Origin of the sequence: Pseudomonas sp. Xaverov 259 (assembly GCF_019352915.1) — a bacterium.
Taxonomy (GTDB): Bacteria; Pseudomonadota; Gammaproteobacteria; order Pseudomonadales; family Pseudomonadaceae; genus Aquipseudomonas.
This window is the reverse complement of record NZ_JAAAFV010000040.1, coordinates 46,619-63,295: the sequence shown is the minus strand read 5'-3', so window position 1 is coordinate 63,295 and position 16,677 is coordinate 46,619. Positions and strand designations below refer to the sequence as shown.

General features: G+C 61.6%; 15 protein-coding genes and 1 tRNA gene. 2 read left to right on the top strand and 14 right to left on the bottom strand.

Annotated elements, in window-relative coordinates; all coding sequences use genetic code 11:
• The 5 genes from K0H48_RS17375 to K0H48_RS17355 all read right to left on the bottom strand — a co-directional run bounded on the left by K0H48_RS17375 (position 1) and on the right by K0H48_RS17355 (position 3,712).
• Positions 1-72: transfer RNA gene (locus tag K0H48_RS17375), tRNA-Gly, on the bottom strand.
• A gap of 63 nt (positions 73-135) precedes the next feature.
• Positions 136-696: a CDP-diacylglycerol--glycerol-3-phosphate 3-phosphatidyltransferase gene (gene pgsA / locus K0H48_RS17370; RefSeq protein ID WP_219268418.1), complete on the bottom strand. Its 561-nt coding sequence runs from the start codon at positions 694-696 to the stop codon at positions 136-138.
• 32 nt (positions 697-728) lie between these two features.
• On the bottom strand, positions 729-2,552 hold the full coding sequence (gene uvrC / locus K0H48_RS17365; protein WP_138815548.1) for an excinuclease ABC subunit UvrC: 1,824 nt from the start codon (positions 2,550-2,552) through the stop codon (positions 729-731).
• A gap of 1 nt (position 2,553) precedes the next feature.
• A complete protein-coding gene (gene uvrY / locus K0H48_RS17360) occupies positions 2,554-3,195 on the bottom strand; it encodes a UvrY/SirA/GacA family response regulator transcription factor (protein WP_003190387.1) in 642 nt (213 codons plus the stop codon).
• 151 nt (positions 3,196-3,346) lie between these two features.
• On the bottom strand, positions 3,347-3,712 hold the full coding sequence (locus K0H48_RS17355; protein WP_219268417.1) for a helix-turn-helix domain-containing protein: 366 nt from the start codon (positions 3,710-3,712) through the stop codon (positions 3,347-3,349).
• A gap of 81 nt (positions 3,713-3,793) precedes the next feature.
• On the opposite strand from K0H48_RS17355, the gene K0H48_RS17350 reads away from it, so the two are divergent.
• Positions 3,794-4,033, top strand: a complete 240-nt coding sequence (locus K0H48_RS17350; RefSeq protein ID WP_074854515.1) for a DNA-binding protein — start codon at positions 3,794-3,796, stop codon at positions 4,031-4,033.
• Positions 4,034-4,068: 35 nt separating this feature from the next.
• On the opposite strand, the gene K0H48_RS17345 is transcribed toward K0H48_RS17350, so the two are convergent.
• Positions 4,069-4,515: a GNAT family N-acetyltransferase gene (locus K0H48_RS17345; RefSeq protein ID WP_219268416.1), complete on the bottom strand. Its 447-nt coding sequence runs from the start codon at positions 4,513-4,515 to the stop codon at positions 4,069-4,071.
• 1 nt (position 4,516) lies between these two features.
• Positions 4,517-5,266 (bottom strand): carbon-nitrogen hydrolase family protein, encoded by a 750-nt coding sequence (locus tag K0H48_RS17340; RefSeq protein WP_219268415.1) that lies wholly within the window; start codon positions 5,264-5,266, stop codon positions 4,517-4,519.
• 619 nt (positions 5,267-5,885) lie between these two features.
• Between K0H48_RS17340 and K0H48_RS17335 the strand changes: the two genes are divergently transcribed.
• Positions 5,886-6,965: a 3-deoxy-7-phosphoheptulonate synthase gene (locus K0H48_RS17335; RefSeq protein WP_219268414.1), complete on the top strand. Its 1,080-nt coding sequence runs from the start codon at positions 5,886-5,888 to the stop codon at positions 6,963-6,965.
• 120 nt (positions 6,966-7,085) lie between these two features.
• On the opposite strand, the gene K0H48_RS17330 is transcribed toward K0H48_RS17335, so the two are convergent.
• The 7 genes from K0H48_RS17330 to K0H48_RS17300 form a co-directional block, all read right to left on the bottom strand.
• A complete protein-coding gene (locus K0H48_RS17330) occupies positions 7,086-7,787 on the bottom strand; it encodes an NAD(P)H-dependent oxidoreductase (protein ID WP_219268413.1) in 702 nt (233 codons plus the stop codon).
• 9 nt (positions 7,788-7,796) lie between these two features.
• Positions 7,797-9,416: an ABC transporter ATP-binding protein gene (locus K0H48_RS17325; protein WP_219268412.1), complete on the bottom strand. Its 1,620-nt coding sequence runs from the start codon at positions 9,414-9,416 to the stop codon at positions 7,797-7,799.
• 2 nt (positions 9,417-9,418) lie between these two features.
• The gene (locus K0H48_RS17320; protein ID WP_219268411.1) at positions 9,419-10,246 is read right to left on the bottom strand and encodes an ABC transporter permease; all 828 of its coding nucleotides are present in this window, start codon (positions 10,244-10,246) and stop codon (positions 9,419-9,421) included.
• A 3-nt stretch (positions 10,247-10,249) separates the two neighbouring features.
• On the bottom strand, positions 10,250-11,209 hold the full coding sequence (locus tag K0H48_RS17315) for an ABC transporter permease (protein WP_219268410.1): 960 nt from the start codon (positions 11,207-11,209) through the stop codon (positions 10,250-10,252).
• 149 nt (positions 11,210-11,358) lie between these two features.
• Entirely contained in the window at positions 11,359-12,945 is a 1,587-nt protein-coding gene (locus K0H48_RS17310; protein ID WP_219268409.1) for an ABC transporter substrate-binding protein, read from the bottom strand.
• A gap of 19 nt (positions 12,946-12,964) precedes the next feature.
• Positions 12,965-14,572 carry a 5-guanidino-2-oxopentanoate decarboxylase gene (locus tag K0H48_RS17305; protein WP_219268408.1) on the bottom strand — a complete coding sequence of 536 codons (1,608 nt, stop codon included), beginning with the start codon at positions 14,570-14,572 and terminating at the stop codon, positions 12,965-12,967.
• Positions 14,562-16,670: an acetate--CoA ligase family protein gene (locus K0H48_RS17300; RefSeq protein WP_219268407.1), complete on the bottom strand. Its 2,109-nt coding sequence runs from the start codon at positions 16,668-16,670 to the stop codon at positions 14,562-14,564. The genes K0H48_RS17305 and K0H48_RS17300 overlap by 11 nt, the downstream gene beginning before the upstream one ends.
• Between the last annotated feature and the right edge of the window lie 7 nt (positions 16,671-16,677).

Genomic DNA, 16,677 nt, shown 5'->3' with positions numbered 1-16,677 from the left:
GCGGGAAACGAGACTCGAACTCGCGACCCCGACCTTGGCAAGGTCGTGCTCTACCAACTGAGCTATTCCCGCGTCTTGGTGGTGTGCATTCTATCGATTCCAGAACACACGTCAACCCCTTGATTCAAAAAAGTTTTATTTCTTTTCAACGGTGGTGCGCAGGTGCGGCCAGGCGGCGCGCAAATACTGAAGCATGGACCACAGGGTCAGGCCCGCGGCGACCAGCAGCAAGGCGTAACCAATCAGCACCCATACCGAGAAGTCCGATGGGTTGGCCAGCAAAATCACCAGTGCGAGCATTTGCGCGGCGGTTTTCCATTTGCCCATGTTGGAGACGGCCACGTGGGCGCGCGCGCCGATTTCGGCCATCCATTCGCGCAGGGCCGAGACGACGATCTCGCGGCCTATGATCACGGCGGCCGGCAGGGTCAGCCACAGGCTGCCATGTTCCTGCACCAGCAGGACCAGGGCGACGGCGACCATGAGTTTGTCGGCCACAGGGTCAAGGAACGCGCCGAATGGCGTGCTCTGCTCCAGGCGGCGTGCCAGGTAGCCGTCGAGCCAGTCGGTCGCGGCGGCAAAGGCAAACACCGAGCTGGAGGCGGCATAGCTCCATTCGTAGGGCAAATAGAACAACAAAATGAAAATCGGGATAAGCAGGACGCGTAGAACGGTGATCAGATTAGGGATATTCATCGGCACAACTGGCTACGAGGTGAGAAGGCATTCTATTCGCTGTGCAGACTTGCATAAATCAATTCTGCCAGCTTTTTACTGATACCGGGTGCTTTGGCTATTTCGTCAATGCTGGCACGGGATAGCTCCTGCAAGCCACCAAAATGTTTAAGCAGGTCGCGACGGCGGGTCGGGCCAACACCTGCCACCCCTTCCAGGGTTGAGGTTCGCCGGGTTTTGCCACGGCGCGCACGGTGGCCGGTAATGGCAAAACGGTGGGCTTCGTCGCGAATCTGCTGAATCAGGTGCAGCGCGGGTGAATCGCCCTTCAAAGTGAACTCATGGGCGGCATCATTCAAGTACAACGTCTCGAAACCGGCCTTGCGCGTGGCGCCCTTGGCCACGCCGAGCAGGATCAGGTCAGGCACCGCCAGTTCGTTGAGCACGTCACGGGCCATGGACAACTGGCCTTTGCCGCCGTCTACCAGCAGGATATCGGGGAGCTTACCCTCGCCGTCCTTGAGTTTGCTGAAGCGTCGTGTCAGGGCCTGGTGCATGGCGGCGTAGTCATCACCGGCGGTGACGCCTTCGATGTTGTAGCGCCGGTAATCGGACTTGATCGGCCCTTCCGGCCCGAATACCACGCAGGAGGCCACGGTGGCTTCGCCGCTGGAGTGGCTGATGTCGTAGCACTCCAAACGCTGGGGCGGTTCATCCAGGTTGAGGACTTCGGCCAGGGCATCGAAACGTGCGGCAACGTGCTGACGATTGGCCAGACGCGCCCCCAGGGCCTGTTCGGCGTTGGTCACCGCCAGTTGCTGCCAGCGCGCGCGGGTGCCGCGCACACGGTGGCTGATGTCCAGCTCACGGCCGCGCAGTTCGTGGATCGCCTCGATGAGCGTGGGGAAGTCCTCGTGCACCACGTTGACGATCAGTTCGGACGGCAAGTCGCGCTCAGGGCTACTCACGTAGTACTGGCCAAGGAAGGCGGCCATGACTTCGGCCACTTCCTCGTCGATACCAGTCTGCGGGAAGAAATTCTTGCTGCCCAGCACTCGCCCGCCACGCACGCTGATCAGGTGCACACAGGCGCCGCCGGGGTTGACGAAGGCAGCGATCACATCGACGTCGCCGGTGCCGCCCTCCATGCTTTGCTGGTCCTGCACGCGGCGCAGAAGCGAGATTTGGTCGCGCAGCTCGGCGGCCCGTTCGAAATCCAGGGTGCTGGCGGCCTGCTCCATCGCGCCGGAGAGTTCATCGGTGAGGGCATTGCTGCGTCCTTCGAGAAACATCACCGAATGGCGCACATCTTCGGCGTATTCCGCAGGTTCAACCAGGCCGACACAGGGCGCCTTACAGCGCTTGATCTGGTATTGCAGGCATGGCCGCGTGCGGTTCTTGTAGAAACTGTCTTCGCACTGGCGCACAAAAAAGGTCTTTTGCAGCAGGCTCAGGCTTTCGCGGATCGCGCCGGCGCTCGGGTAAGGGCCGAAATACTTGCCCTTGGCCTTCTTCGCCCCACGGTGAATGCTCAGGCGCGGGAAGTCGCCGTCGGACAAATACACGTAGGGGTAGGATTTATCGTCACGCAGCAGGATGTTGTAGGGCGGCCGCCACTCCTTGATCAGCGTCTGCTCCAGCAGCAACGCTTCGGTTTCATTGGCGGTGATGGTGGTTTCAACCTGGGCGATACGCGCCACCAGAGCGGCGGTTTTCGGCGCCAGCCCGGTCTTGCGAAAGTAACTCGCCAGGCGGTTCTTCAAGTTTTTGGCTTTGCCCACATAAAGCAGGCGTGCCTCGCTGTCGAACATGCGGTACACGCCAGGGCGGCCACTGCAGGTTGAGAGAAAGGCACTCGGATCAAACGGTGTGGTCATGTCAGGCGCTGGCGTCCACCATGCCGTGGCGCACCGCGAGCAGGGTCAATTCAACATCACTGCTGATGGCGAGCTTCTCGAAAATACGATAGCGGTAGGTGTTGACGGTTTTAGGCGACAGGCACAGCTTGTCGGAGATCGTCTGCACCTTCTGGCAGCCGACGATCATCAAGGCGATCTGGATTTCCCGCTCCGACAACGCATCAAACGGCGAGTCGCTGGTAGGTTGGAACGATTTGATCGCCAACTGCTGGGCAATCTGCGGGCTGATATAGCGCTGGCCGGCAAATACCAGGCGTATGGCTTGCACCATCTCGGCCAGGCCTGCGCCCTTGGTCAGGTAACCCGCCGCTCCGGCTTGCAGAAGGCGAGTAGGAAATGGATCTTCCTCGCACACGGTGACCACCACGACCTTGATGTCCGGATGGCTGCGCAGCAATTTGGTCGTGGCACCAAGACCGCCAATCCCAGGCATCTTGACGTCCATCAGCACCACATCGGGTTTCAACTCCCGGGCCTTGATCAGGGATTCCTCCCCCGATTCGGCCTGGCCGACTACTTGCAGGCCATCGATGTCAGCCAGCATTCGTGTAATGCCCGTACGAACGAGATCATGGTCATCGACTACTAGCACCCTAATCAAGCAGACACCTCGCGATATGGTCTTATAGGTTGCTGAACACCTTAGCAAAAAACCAAGGCGCAGACCTAGCTGCAAGCGTCATATATATAGAGTTTCAACGTGATGAAGCTGCCCATCGGATGATGAGCAGCGCTGTTTCCTGGGTAAAAGGTCAGGAATCCTGGGGTTGCGGTTTGATTTTCCCATTCGACGCAGCTGAATGTTCGGCCAGGGTAGATGTCAGGCGGCGGATTGCATCCTGGTCTTCCTTGAACATGGAGCGGTAATCACCAAGGACTTTCTCTTCGATCTGGCTGAGGTTTTCCAATTGAATCGGCGTGGCAACGCCGGTCAACACGTACAGGACATCAACACCTTTTTCGGCTACCCGTGACAGGTAGTCGGCTTTAGGCGCCCGCCCTCCGTTTTCATATTTACCTTGGGCATTGGCTTCAACACCTCCAATCTCACCAAACACTTTTTGCGATAGGCCAAGTCGCTCTCTTTCTTGCCGCAAACGCGAACCGATTCCACTCATTTGGATGTATGATCCTATCTGGCACACCCCAAGAGGTGACACACTCATCTCGTTTTACACAAACTTGAACGGTTTTGAACTATGCCCGGAATCCGTACCGCCGCACAAGCCAAGGCTTGGCTGGAACATCAAGGAAAGTCAGTTCAAGCGTTCGCACGTGAACATGGCGTTGATCCGGCCACCACATATCAAGTACTCGCTGGGCGTAAAAAAGGACGGCGTGGGGAAGCCCATAAAGTAGCGGTCCTGCTGGGCATGAAAGAAGGGATTATCGTGGATGAGCCCGTGGCTCAACACCGCGATCCAAACAGCGTGTCTTGAGCGCAGTATGCGCTTATTCCTACGGTGTGCTTGATTTAGTCCACAGCGCCAGCCCGACACTCGCGCTCCATGCGCCAAAAGCAATCCTCCTCCCCGACAATGCTCAAACCCTGGCGCTGATACAGGCGCTTCGCCGGATTGGTCTTGAACACGGTCAAGCGTAAAAGGCCCAAGCCCTGCGCCCGCGCTTTAAGCACCATCTGCTGCAATACCCAACTGCCAGCGCCCTGTTTACGAGAGCGCTCAAGCAGGTGTAATTCGCGAATATAGAGCGCCTGACTGTCACGATTCACGCTGATAAACCCCATCACGGTTTCATCCTGGCAAATCAGCCAGTTTTCCCGCGAAGCCCAAGCGACGTCAAAGCCATGGTCAGACCACAGTAAATCGTACTGCAGGTAGTAGCGATTCATGGCTTCATGGGTCAGCGTTCGCGCGAATGGCAGGTCGCGGTCCGTCGCCGCGCGCAGGTGAAAAGCCATTTCAGAGGGCTACCACTTGGCCAGCCCAGTGCTGGCCGTTGCGGCGGGCAATCACCAAGGCCTCGCCAGTGCCCGGTACGTCGGCAAGCAGGGTTCCATCAGCGCTCCAGATAGCGCTGCGCCCCGCACAGGTATAACCGCCGGACGGGCCACCATGGTTAGCCATCAATACCAGCATGCGATGCTCGGCGGCGTACCCCTGAAGCAGCGCGCTGTCGGTCGCGTACCCGCCTTCGCTGATCAGCACACCGGCGGCGTACACCGTAGCGCCAGCCTCTGCCGCCAGACGCGGATGACTGGCGTGGGAAAAGTCCGCACAGACCGACAGTGCAATCCGGTCATCCCCCCATTCGAGTGCTGCACCACCCTGCCCTGCAACAAACGCCAGCTCTTCGCCAGGGTGCAGATGTTGCTTGGTATAGACCGCCAGCGAGCCGTCCGCGCCCAGCACCAAGGCGCCAATAAACACACCCGCCTCGGGTGCCAGGCGAATCGGCATACCCACCACCGCCGTCAACCGCAGTTCCTGCGCCATATCACGCAGCGGCGCCAGCAGCGCGTCCTCGGGTGCAATCGCCAGTTGGGCGGCCAGGGCCGGCTCATAGCCGGTCAACGACAGTTCCGGAAACACCATTAACTGCACGCCCTGCTCCGCCGCCGCCTGCATAAACGCCAAATGCCGCTGGAGGTTGGCCGGTAGGTCGCCGGCAAGGGATATTGTTTGAGCTGCGGCAAGGGTCAAGGCAGTCATGGTCGCGTCCTGGCAATCATTATTAATGTGTTACCAGCATATCGGCACTCACCCCATAGCCGTAAGTAGGTCACGCGATAGAAATTACTGATTGAATCCACCCGCGTGCCTCGAGTAAGCTCTCCCCATCATTTGGAGACATACCATGTTGCAACTCACCCACACTCAGGTTTGCCCTGCTGCCGGCGCTCCGCGCTCGGTGTCGGCTGCCCGTGTGAGCGGTTTGAGCGCACTGGTCAGCTTTTATTTTGGGTATTGGTTTAGCCACTGGCGCGCCTGATACCTGAAATCGGCGCCCACTACTCAAGGGGTCGCCTACCAGAGAAATCTAACCCCCGGTCGGCTCCCCGACCGGGGGTTTTGTTTTTTCAGGCCCCAATAACTTTGCTTCACACCGAACACTAAAAGGACTCAAAACATGAACTACGCCACTTATTACCGTTACGACACTTCGACTGCATGGCGATTTAGCAAGCTCCGTTCGGGACAGCCTGCCGCCTCCGATCGGTCACCTATTGGTGGCAAGCCAACACACGTAGCCAATACGGCCAATTGTCGAACACCCCAGTAGGGCAAAGCGTGCGGGAACAGCCCGCCGCTTGCCCAGGAAGCCTTGAATATGAACTCTGCCACCGCCGCACTGCCTGTTGCCAACCTGTCCAGCGCCAATGAAGCCCTGACCCAGCGCCTGCCCAGCTCCCTTGAGCTAAAGCATCAGCTGCCTCTAAGCCCGTTCCTGAATGAACAGATCCACGCCCATCGCCAAGCCGTGCGCGCCATCCTCAATGGCGAAGACTCGCGTTTGCTGGTGATTGTCGGCCCGTGCTCGATCCACGACCCCGAGTCGGCCATGGAATACGCGCGCAACCTCAAGAAGCTCGCGCTGGAAGTCAGTGACCAGATGCTGCTGGTGATTCGCGCCTACGTCGAAAAACCGCGCACCACCATCGGCTGGAAAGGCTTGGCCTACGACCCGCACCTGGATGGCAGCGACGACATGGCCGCCGGCCTCACGCTGTCGCGCGAACTGATGCGCGAGATGCTGCGCCTGGGCTTGCCGGTCGCCACCGAGCTGCTGCAACCCATGGCCGCCGGCTACTTCGATGACCTGCTCAGTTGGGTCGCCATCGGCGCACGCACCACCGAATCGCAGATCCACCGCGAAATGGCCAGCGGCCTGGGCATGCCGGTCGGCTTCAAAAATGGCACCGACGGCGGCGTCGCGATTGCCTGTGATGCGATGCGCTCGGCGTCCCACCCGCATCGTCACTTCGGTGTGGACAGCCAAGGCCATCCGGCGATCATCCAGACACCGGGCACCCCCGACACGCACCTGGTATTGCGCGGCGGTCATCGTGGGCCGAACTACGATGCGCAAAGCGTGGCGCAGGTGAAACACGACCTGGCCAAGTCCAAGGTCGCGGCGCGCATCATGGTCGATTGCAGCCACGCCAACAGCGGCAAAGACCCATTGCGTCAGCCGGCAGTGTTCAACGACGTGCTCGAACAGCGCCTGCAGGGCGACACGTCGCTGATCGGCATGATGCTCGAAAGCCACCTGTTCGAAGGCTGCCAACCGTTGAGCGCGTCGATGAAATACGGGGTGTCGGTGACCGATGGTTGCCTGGGCTGGAACGGCACCGAGCAACTGCTGCGCAGCGCGGCCGAGCGCCTGCGCCAGCAACACACAGCCAACTGATCCATGCAGATCAAAATGTGGGAGCTGGCTTGCCTGCGATGCAGACACCTCGGTGTGTCAGGTACACCGAGTTGATGCTATCGCAGGCAAGCCAGCTCCCACATTTGAATATCGTTGCGTTCAGGACAGTGGATACAACGCCTCATCAAACTGCGCCAGCTTCGGAAACACCAAGGGCTGCTCATCCGCCAGCCCTTGCAGCCGTTGCTCATATCCCAGCAAAAAATCCTGCCGCGCCTCGGCACTGATATACGGCACATGCCACGCCACAAACGGCGCCAGCACTTCGTACCCGACATACGCCAAGGTGCCGCGCAGAATCGGCCGCAGCATTTCCTCCAATGGCCCGTGAATCGCGCCCTCACCAAACATATGCTCGCGCCCGCCCAAGGTCACCGTGACCAGCGCGCGTTTGCCCGCCAACCCGCCCTGATCGTAAAAGCGCTTGCCGCCGTAACACACGCCGGACACCAGCACCCGGTCGATCCAGCCCTTGAGCATGGCCGGTGCCGAGAACCAGAAAATCGGAAAGTTGAGGATCAGCAGGTCGGCCCACAGCAGCTTGTCCAGTTCGCCCTGAATGTCCGCCGCGATTGACTGCTTTTTTACACCCAGCCGCTGCTCCAAGGCATACACCAGATAATCCGGATTCTCCCGCGTGGCAAAGTCAGCGGCCGACGCCACCGGGTTCCACTGCATGGCGTACAGGTCGCTGACCTGCACCTCATGCCCCTGGCCTTGTAACGTAGCCAGCGCCTGGTCGCGCAGCGCAGCGGTAAACGACTGCGGCTCAGGGTGAGCGTGAACAATCAACACCTTCATGTGCATTCCTCAAACAGTGGTCGCTGCCCGTTGGGCCAGCAAATGGTCGAGCCAGTCCGGGTCCATTTCCGGCTCCGATGAAAACAACAGGCCGGTGTAAGCCTGGTACGGCGGGGTAAAAATCGCATTGCGGCTGCCGTGGTCCACCACCCTGCCCCGCTGCATCACCAGCACTTCATCGGCAATCGCGCGCACGGTGGCCACGTCGTGGGTGATAAACAGGTAGGCCACGCCCAGTTGTTGCTGCAGGCGGTTGAGCAGTTTCAGCACGCCCTCGGCCACCAGCTGATCAAGCGCCGAGGTGACTTCATCGCAGATGATCAGTTGCGGCTCGGCCGCCAGCGCACGAGCGATGCAGATGCGTTGCTTTTGCCCGCCGGATAATTCACGGGGCTGGCGTTCCATGAACACCGCCGGGTCCAGCTCAATCATCTCCAGCAACTCGGCGACCCGCGCGCGCATCGCCTTGCCTTTGAGGCCCAGGTAAAACGTGAGTGGCCGGCCGATGATGTCGACGATGCGCTGGCGCGGGTTCAGCGCCGTGTCGGGGATCTGGTAGATCATCTGGATGCGCCGCAGTTGCTCCTTGCTGCGCCGCCGAAAATCCAGCGGCAGCGCCTCGCCGTCATACAGCACCTGCCCCGCTGTGGCTGGCAGCAGCCCGGCAATCACGCGCGCGGTGGAGCTTTTACCGCTGCCGGACTCGCCGATCACCGCCAGGGTCTGGCCGCGATACAGCTGCATCGACACCTCATGCAGCACCGGCTGCTGGCCGTAGCTGGCGCAGGCCCGGCGCACCTCCAGCAACGGCACCTGCGCCAGCGGGCACGCCTTGGGCTCGGTGCGAAAGCTGCGCACTGCCCACAGCGATTTGGTGTAGTCCTGCTGCGGCTGGCTGAGCATACTGCGAGTGTCGGCCTCCTCCACCAACTTGCCGTGGCGCAGCACCATGATGCGATCGGCCATCTGCGCGACCACGGCGAGATCGTGGCTGATATACAAGGCGGCGCTGCCGAAGGTTTTCACCGCGTCACGGATCGCCGCCAGCACGTCGATCTGGGTGGTGACGTCGAGGGCGGTGGTGGGTTCGTCGAAGATAATCAGGTCCGGATGGCAGGCCATGGCCATGGCCGTCATCACCCGCTGCAGCTGCCCGCCCGAGACTTGATGCGGGTAGCGTTGGCCAATGGTTTCGGGGTTGGGCAAGCGCAGCACGCGGTACAGTTCCACCGCCTCACGCTCGGCCTGGGCGCGGCTGATGCCGCCGTTGATCACCGCCGTTTCCACGTGCTGCTCGATCAGGCGATGCGCCGGGTTGAAGGAGGCCGCTGCGCTTTGCGCCACATAGGCGATGCGCAAGCCGCGCAGCTTGCGCAAGGCCTCGGGCTTGGCTTGCAGCAACTCAATGCCATCAAAACACACCGAGCCGCCGACGATGCGGCAACCGTCGCGCGCATAGCCCATCGCCGCCAGCCCGAGGGTGGATTTACCCGCCCCGGACTCACCGATCAGCCCCAACACTTCACCGCGCTGCAAGGTCAGGTCGATGCCCTTGATCAACGGGTGCCAGGCATCCTCGTAATGCCCTTCCACCTGCAAGTTGCGGATTTCCAGCAATAGCCTGTCCATCCTCAACACTCCTTCAGGCCACTGGATTTATGCAGCATCCAGTCGACGACAAAATTCACACTGACGGTGATCAATGCCACCGCCAACGCTGGCAGCAATGGGCTGATATCGCCGAAGGTGATCAACACCGCATTGTCGCGCACCATGCTGCCCCAGTCGGCGGTAGGCGGTTGGATGCCCAGGCCGAGGAACGACAACGCGCTGATAAACAGGAACACAAAGCAAAAGCGCAAACCGAATTCGGCAATCAGCGGCGCTGCGGCGTTAGGCAGCACTTCGCGGGTGACCAACCACCATAAGCCTTCACCGCGCAGGCGTACGGCTTCTACGAAATCCTGCACCACCACGGTCATGGCCACCGCGCGGGCCAAGCGAAACACCCGCGTAGAATCCAGCAGCGCAATCACCAGCACCAGCGAGGTGGCGTTGGTGCCGACCACGCTGAGAATCAACAAGGCAAAAATCAGCTGCGGGATCGCCATCAGGATATCCACCACCCGCGACAACCCCTGGTCGACCCAGCCGCCCTTGATCGCCGCGACCAAACCGCTTAAGCCTCCGAGCAGAAACGCCAGCGTGGTCGTCAGAAAGGCAATCCCCAAGGTATTGCGCGCGCCGTACACCAGGCGACTGAACATGTCGCGCCCCAGGTTATCGGTGCCCAGTAAAAACTCGCCGCTCCAGGGCGCGAAGCCTTCGCCCACCACCTGGGTTTCGCCATAGGGCGCCAGCAGCGGCGCCAACAGCGCCACCGCGACGTATAACAGGATGATCAGCAGGCCGAACTTGGCGCTCAACGGCGCCCTGGCCACTTGGCTCAACAGGCTCATGGCTTACCCCTTGGGATGCATCAGGCGTGGGTTGCTGGCGATGGACAGTACATCCGCCCCGGTATTGAGCAGGATGTAAGTGGCGGCAAAAATCAGGCTGCACGCCTGCACCACCGGGATGTCGCGCTTGGACACCGAGTCCACCAACAACTGGCCGAGACCTGGATAGACAAACACCACCTCGACCACCACCACCCCAACCACCAGGTACGCCAGGTTCAGCGCCACCACGTTGACGATCGGCGCCAGCGCATTGGGCAACGCGTGCTTCCAGATAATCCGTGATTGGCTGATGCCCTTGAGCCGGGCCATCTCGATATACGGGCTGGCCAACAGGTTGATCAAAGAGGCTCGGGTCATGCGCATCATCTGCGCGATCACCACCAGACTCAGGGTGGCCACCGGCAGCACCGAGCGCTCCAGGATCGTGCCAAATGTGGCATCCGGCGCCAGGTTAGACAGACTGGGAAACCAGCCGAGCTTCACCGAAAACACCAGGATCAGCAGGTACGCGACAAAGAACTCCGGGAACGACACCGCGCTCAACGCCGTGGTGTTAAGCAGGCGATCGAACCAGCTGTTGCGGTACAACGCCGCGAGCATGCCCAGCACCAGTGCGGTGGGCACCGACACCAGTGCCGCCAAGGCGGCCAGGCTGAGCGTATTGCCCAGCCGCGCACCGATCAGCTCGGCGATGGGCCGCTGGTTGGCCAGTGACGCGCCCAGATCCCCCTGTAACAGCCGCAACAGCCAGTGCGCAAAGCGCGTCAGCGGCGGCAAATCCAGGCCCAACTGCGCGCGAAAAGCGGCGATGGTTTCCGGCGTGGCGGACTGCCCGAGCATGGCCTGGGCGATATCGCCGGGCAGCAGGCCCACAGCGAGGAAGATGATCACCGAGACGGCGAACAGCGACAGTGCGCCAAGGGCCAATCTCTGGAGGACCAGTTTCAACAGACTATTCATGGGTGTGTTTACTCCTAAACCACCACAAATCCAGTGTGGGAGCTGGCTTGCCGGCGATGGCGGTGTGTCAGACTGCAATTTTGTAGCTGATGTACCGCTATCGCAGGCAAGCCAGCTCCCACATTGGGTCTTCATTGTTTGGAGGGTTTCTATGCCTGCCACCACCGCTCAATCAACCGCAACCCATCCAGTTCACCATAAGGCGCCGTCAGCGGCCCATGACTTACGCGGTTCGAGCGCGCCGCCACGGAGCTGGCGAACAGCGGCACAATCGCGCCGCCGTCATCGCGACACAGGGCCTGCATTTCGTTGTACATCTCTTGGCGCAGCGGCGCGTTCATCTCGCCACGGGCGGCGGTGAGCAGTTGGTTGAAACGTGGGTTGTCCCAATGGGTTTCGTTCCAGGCCGCGCCTTTGGCATAGCCGATGCTGAACATGCGGTCGGCGGTCAGGCTGCTGTACCAGAACGAGGTGGTGAACGGCTGCTTCATCCACACATTGGAAAAGAACCCGTCGGCCGGTTCGCGCACTACGTCGATGTCGATACCGGCCTGGCGCGCCTGCTCCTTGAACAGCACCGAGGCGTCCACCGCGCCAGTGTAGGCAGCATCGGAGGCTTGCAGGCGGACCTTGAGTGACTCCACACCGGCTTTGCGCAGGTAAAAACGTGACTTGTCCGGGTCGTAAGTGCGCTGCTCCAGCGCCGCGTTGATAAAGCGGCTGCCGGGCTGGATCGGGTGGTCGTTGCCGACCAGGCCATAGCCATGCAGTACCGAGGCCAGCAAGGTTTCGCGGTTGATCGCGTGCTTCATCGCCATGCGAATGTCGTTGTTCTTGAACTCATTGCTGTCGCACAGCATCGGGAAGGTGTAGTGCTGGGCACCCTTGGTTTCTTCAATCACAAGGCTCGGGTTGCGCTTGAGCAAGGCCACGGTTTTCAGGTCGACCTTGTTGATCACATCCACTTGCCCGGTCACCAGCGCATTGACCCGCGCTGCGCCGTCGGCGATGGCCAGCAGTTCTGCGCTGGCGAAGTGCGCGCGGCCGGGTTTCCAATAATCGGGGTTGCGTTCCAAGTCCATGCGCACGCCCGGCTCGAAGCTTTTCAGGCGGTAACCGCTGGTGCCCACGCCGGCCTGCCAATCAGCGGCACCGTCCTTGGCGGGCATGATCACCAAGTGGTAATCGGCGACTACATAGGCAAAGTCGGCGTTGCCGGAATGCAGCTCGAACACCACCGAATCATTGCCCTTGGCGCTGACACTGGCGACGTCGCCGAGTACGGTCTTGGCCGCTGAGGTGGAGTCTTTGCTCAAGTGATGGTTGATCGACGCCACCACGTCCTCAGCGCTGAGGCTTTTGCCGTTGTGGAAGGTCACGCCCTGGCGCAAGTGAAAGGTCCACACCCGCGCATCCGCGGTGGATTCAAAGCGTTCGGCCAGTTCGGGGATCGCGCTGCCGTCTACGGCGATTTCGGTCAGCGTGTTGTACACCGCCGAGAAGCCGACGAAGGTAAAGGTGTCGACCCAGGAGCCGGGGTCGCGCGAATCGGTGGTGCTGCCGCCGGCCAGGCCCAGGCGCAGCACGCCGCCGGCTTTGGGTGTGGCCTCTTCGGCAAATGCGTGCAGCGGCAGGCCCATGGAAAACGCCGCTGCCACCGCACCTGCCACGGCGCTGTGTTTGAGGAAGTCCCGTCGGTGCATTGCTTGAGTCATTTTGTTGTTGTTTTCGCTCATGGTCTTGCTCCTCTAAAGGTCAACAGGCACAGGCATGTTTCAGCTCGATCAAGGTCACGCCATTGCGTTTGAAACCGTTGCGCAAGTCCGTCTGCAACTCATCCAGGTTGTTGGGCTGGTTCACGGTGCAGCCGAACGCCTGGGCGAACAGCGCGAAATCCGGGTTGCGTGGCAGCACGCCGATGGGCTCGATATCCAGGCTGAGCATGTCGTCGCGGATCTGGCCGAGGGCGTCGTTGTTCCACAGCAGCACCACCAACGGGCTGTCCAGCTCCTCGACAGCCGTGGCCAGTTCCTGGGCGGTGTAGAGGAAGCCACCGTCGCCCACCAGCACCAGCCCCGGACGCAGCGGCGCGCCGAACTTGGCGCCAATGCCGGCGGGCAAGCCATAGCCCAAGGTGCCGTAGCCAGTGGGGTGCAGCCAACTGCGCGGGGCGCGGCTGCGGTAGGCGTAGTTGCCGGTGTAGGCCAGCTGGGTCATGTCGCTGCTGATAAACGCGTTAGCGGGCAGCTCGGCCTCGATGCGGTCAAGAATGGCTTGGTGAATGGCCTGCAAAGGGCCGTGCCCCAGCTCGACCGCCTCACGTAATCTCGCGACCTGCTGGCTTGCGGCATCGGTGTTGCGCGGAGCAGGCGGCAAACCTTCGAGCAAGGCCAGCAAGGTCTGTTGGGCATCGCCTTTGAGCGCCACGGCGCAAGGGTAGAAATCGTTGAATTTGCGCGGGTCGATATCGATGCGCAGCAGCTCGCCGGTGATGGGCAAGCGTTCGCGCCAGTAATCGGTGTCGGCCATTTCCGTGCCGACGGCCAGCACCACATCCGCCTCACTGATCAGTTGCCAGCCGGGCTCCACGCACAAGGTGGCACCAGCATTCAGAGGGTCATTGGTCGCCAGCAAACCTTTGCCAGCGACACTGCTGAAAAACGGCGCCGCCAACAGCGTGCTCAAGCGTTGCAACGCATCTCCCGCCGCCAGCGCGCCGCCACCGGCAATGATCATCGGCCGCTGCGCCGCCGCGAGCTTGGCCACGGCCTGCTCCAGCGCCTCGGCCGATGGCAGGCCGCGTTCTGGCCGCCGCACGACCTCATGGCTCCAGTCACGCTTGATCGGCGCTGCCAACACATCCAGCGGCACCGAAATATGCACCGGCCGTGGCCGCTCACTGTCGAACACCGCATAAGCGCGGGCGATCAGTTCGGGCAAATCCTCGGCACTCAAGGCCAGCGCCGAAAACGCGGTAATGGGCGCAGTGATTGCGCGCTGGTCCTGGGTTTCGTGCAGGCTGCCCCAGCCTTTGCCGAGACTGGCGGTGGGGTTGACGCTGGAGATCACCAGCATCGGGATCGAGTCGGCGTAGGCCTGGCCAATCGCGGTAGCGGCATTGGTCACGCCAGGCCCGGTAATCACAAAACATACGCCCGGTTTGCCGCTGACCCGCGCATAGCCGTCGGCCATAAAACCGGCGCCCTGTTCGTGGCGCGTCAGCACATGGCGAATGCCACTGCCGGGCAAACCGCGATACAGCTCCAGGGTATGTACGCCGGGAATACCGAACACGATGTCGACGCCATAGTTGGCCAGCAACCGCACCAGCGCCTGGCCACCGGTCAAGGTCTTATCTTGCATGTTCATCTCCTAGGCGAATCAATGCATCCACCGCCAGCGTGCCGTGGGCATTGACCAACAGTGGGTTCACATCCAGCTCCAGCAACTGCCCGGCGTTGGCGCAGGCGTAGTCGGCCACTGCGCGAATGGCCGCCACCAGCGCATCCATATCCGCCACTTCACGCCCGCGAAAACCTTGCAGCAAGGCGGCACTGCGCAGGCTGAGCACGGCGTTGCGAATCGCCTCATCGGTGGTCGGCAGCAGCAGGCTGCGGCTGTCTTTGAGCAACTCCACGAGGATGCCACCGGCGCCAATCACCAAGGCGAGGCCGAAGTCGTTTTCACGCTTGATGCCCACGATCAACTCGGCCAAGGGTTTGGTAGCCATGGCCTCCAGCAGCAATTGATCGAAGACCACGCCCGGCGCATACGCAGCGATTTGCCCGCGCATTCGTACAATCGCGGCGGTCAGGGCGAAGCCATCCTGCAGGTTCAGCGCTACGGCCCCGGCTTCGGTTTTATGCGGCAGGTTGGTGCTGACGGCCTTGAGCACCAGCGGGTAGCCCAACAGTTTGGCGTCGGCGATGGCGCGCCCTGGTGTGCTCAGCACCGCCGCAGGCGTGCTCAAGCCAAAGGCGCGCAAGGCCTGTTTGGACGCCCATTCATCCAGCGCCAAGCCTTGGCCCACGAGAGGCTGAGGGCACAGCGGAGCAAGAATCGACTCGCCCCGTTCCAGCAACACCCGACGATGGTCTTGATAGTCGGCAATCCGCCCCCAGGCAGCGAGTGCATCTTCCACGCCTTGCAGCGCGGCAATGCCGTGGGCATGCAGGCGATCGCGGGCATGGGCCGGGAGTAATTCGGGAAAGGCCGAGGTGACAAAACCGGTTTTGCCATGGCGGCTGAGCGCCGCGCAAAACAGCTCCAGCAACAGGTCGCATTCCTTGCGCTCGCCGGTGAATTCGGCCGGGTAATCCAGCACCAGCATCGCCGCATCGGCGTCGGTGCGCAGGGCCGTCTCGAGCATGCGCTCGAGCGCCTCGCGGTCGCCCCAGATGGCGGTGGTGAAGTCCAATGGGTTGACCAGGTTGGCGTAGCTGGGCAGCACCTGCGCCAGCTCGGCGCGCTGGCCTTGGTCGAGTGTCGGCAAGGCCAGTTGGTTGCGCTCGGCGTAGTCGGCAATCAGCCCCGCGTCGCCACCGGAACAGGCCAATGCGATCAGGCAATTACCGGCCGGCAGATTCCCGCAGGCCGCGGCTTTCAAGGTTTCGACAAAGCTCACCGGTCCGCTCACGCGGATCACGCCCAGCCGCGCAAACAGGCTGTCGTAGAGGGCATCAGAACCGGACAGCGAACTGGTGTGGCTCAAGGCCAACTCGGCGCCGATCTGCGACACGCCGGTTTTCAACGCGATAATCGGGATGCCTTTTTCCAGCGCCTTGTGCGCCGCGCGGGCAAACCCCGGCACATTCTTCAAGCCTTCCAGGTGCAGGCCGATAGCGGTCACACGCGGCTCATCGAGCAGCACGTCCATCAACTCGGCAACCCCCAACTGTGCCTGGTTGCCCACCGACGCCATATAAGCAATGGGCAGCGAGCGGTCGCTCATCGACAGGTTGTAGGCGAAGTTGCCGCTCTGGGTGAGCACCGCCACGCCCTTCTCTACCGCCTTGCCGCCATGGGCCACCGGCCACAGCGCGGCGCTGTGCAAGTAGTCCAACAGGCCGTAGCAGTTGGGGCCGAGCAAGGCCATGTTGCCCGCCGCTGAAATAAGCTGCTGTTGCAAGGCCGCGCCAATGGCGCCGGTTTCGGCAAACCCGGAGGCGTAACAAATGGCGCCGCCAGTGCCGATGGCGGCGAGTTCGGCCACACAGGCCAGCGTCAGCTCCCGGTTAGTCGCGATAAACACCGCATCCGGGCCGCAAGGCAAATCGGCAACCCGACATACACACGGGATGCCGTCGAGGCTGTCATGCTGCGGGTTGACCAGCCACATTTGCCCGGTAAAACCGCCGTCGGCGCAGCGCTTGAGGGCGCGGGCCATGCTGCGCCCGCCGACAAAAGCCAAGTGCCGGGGCGCCAGCAGGCGCTTGAGATTGTCGCGAATAGCCTGGGACATAAGCGTT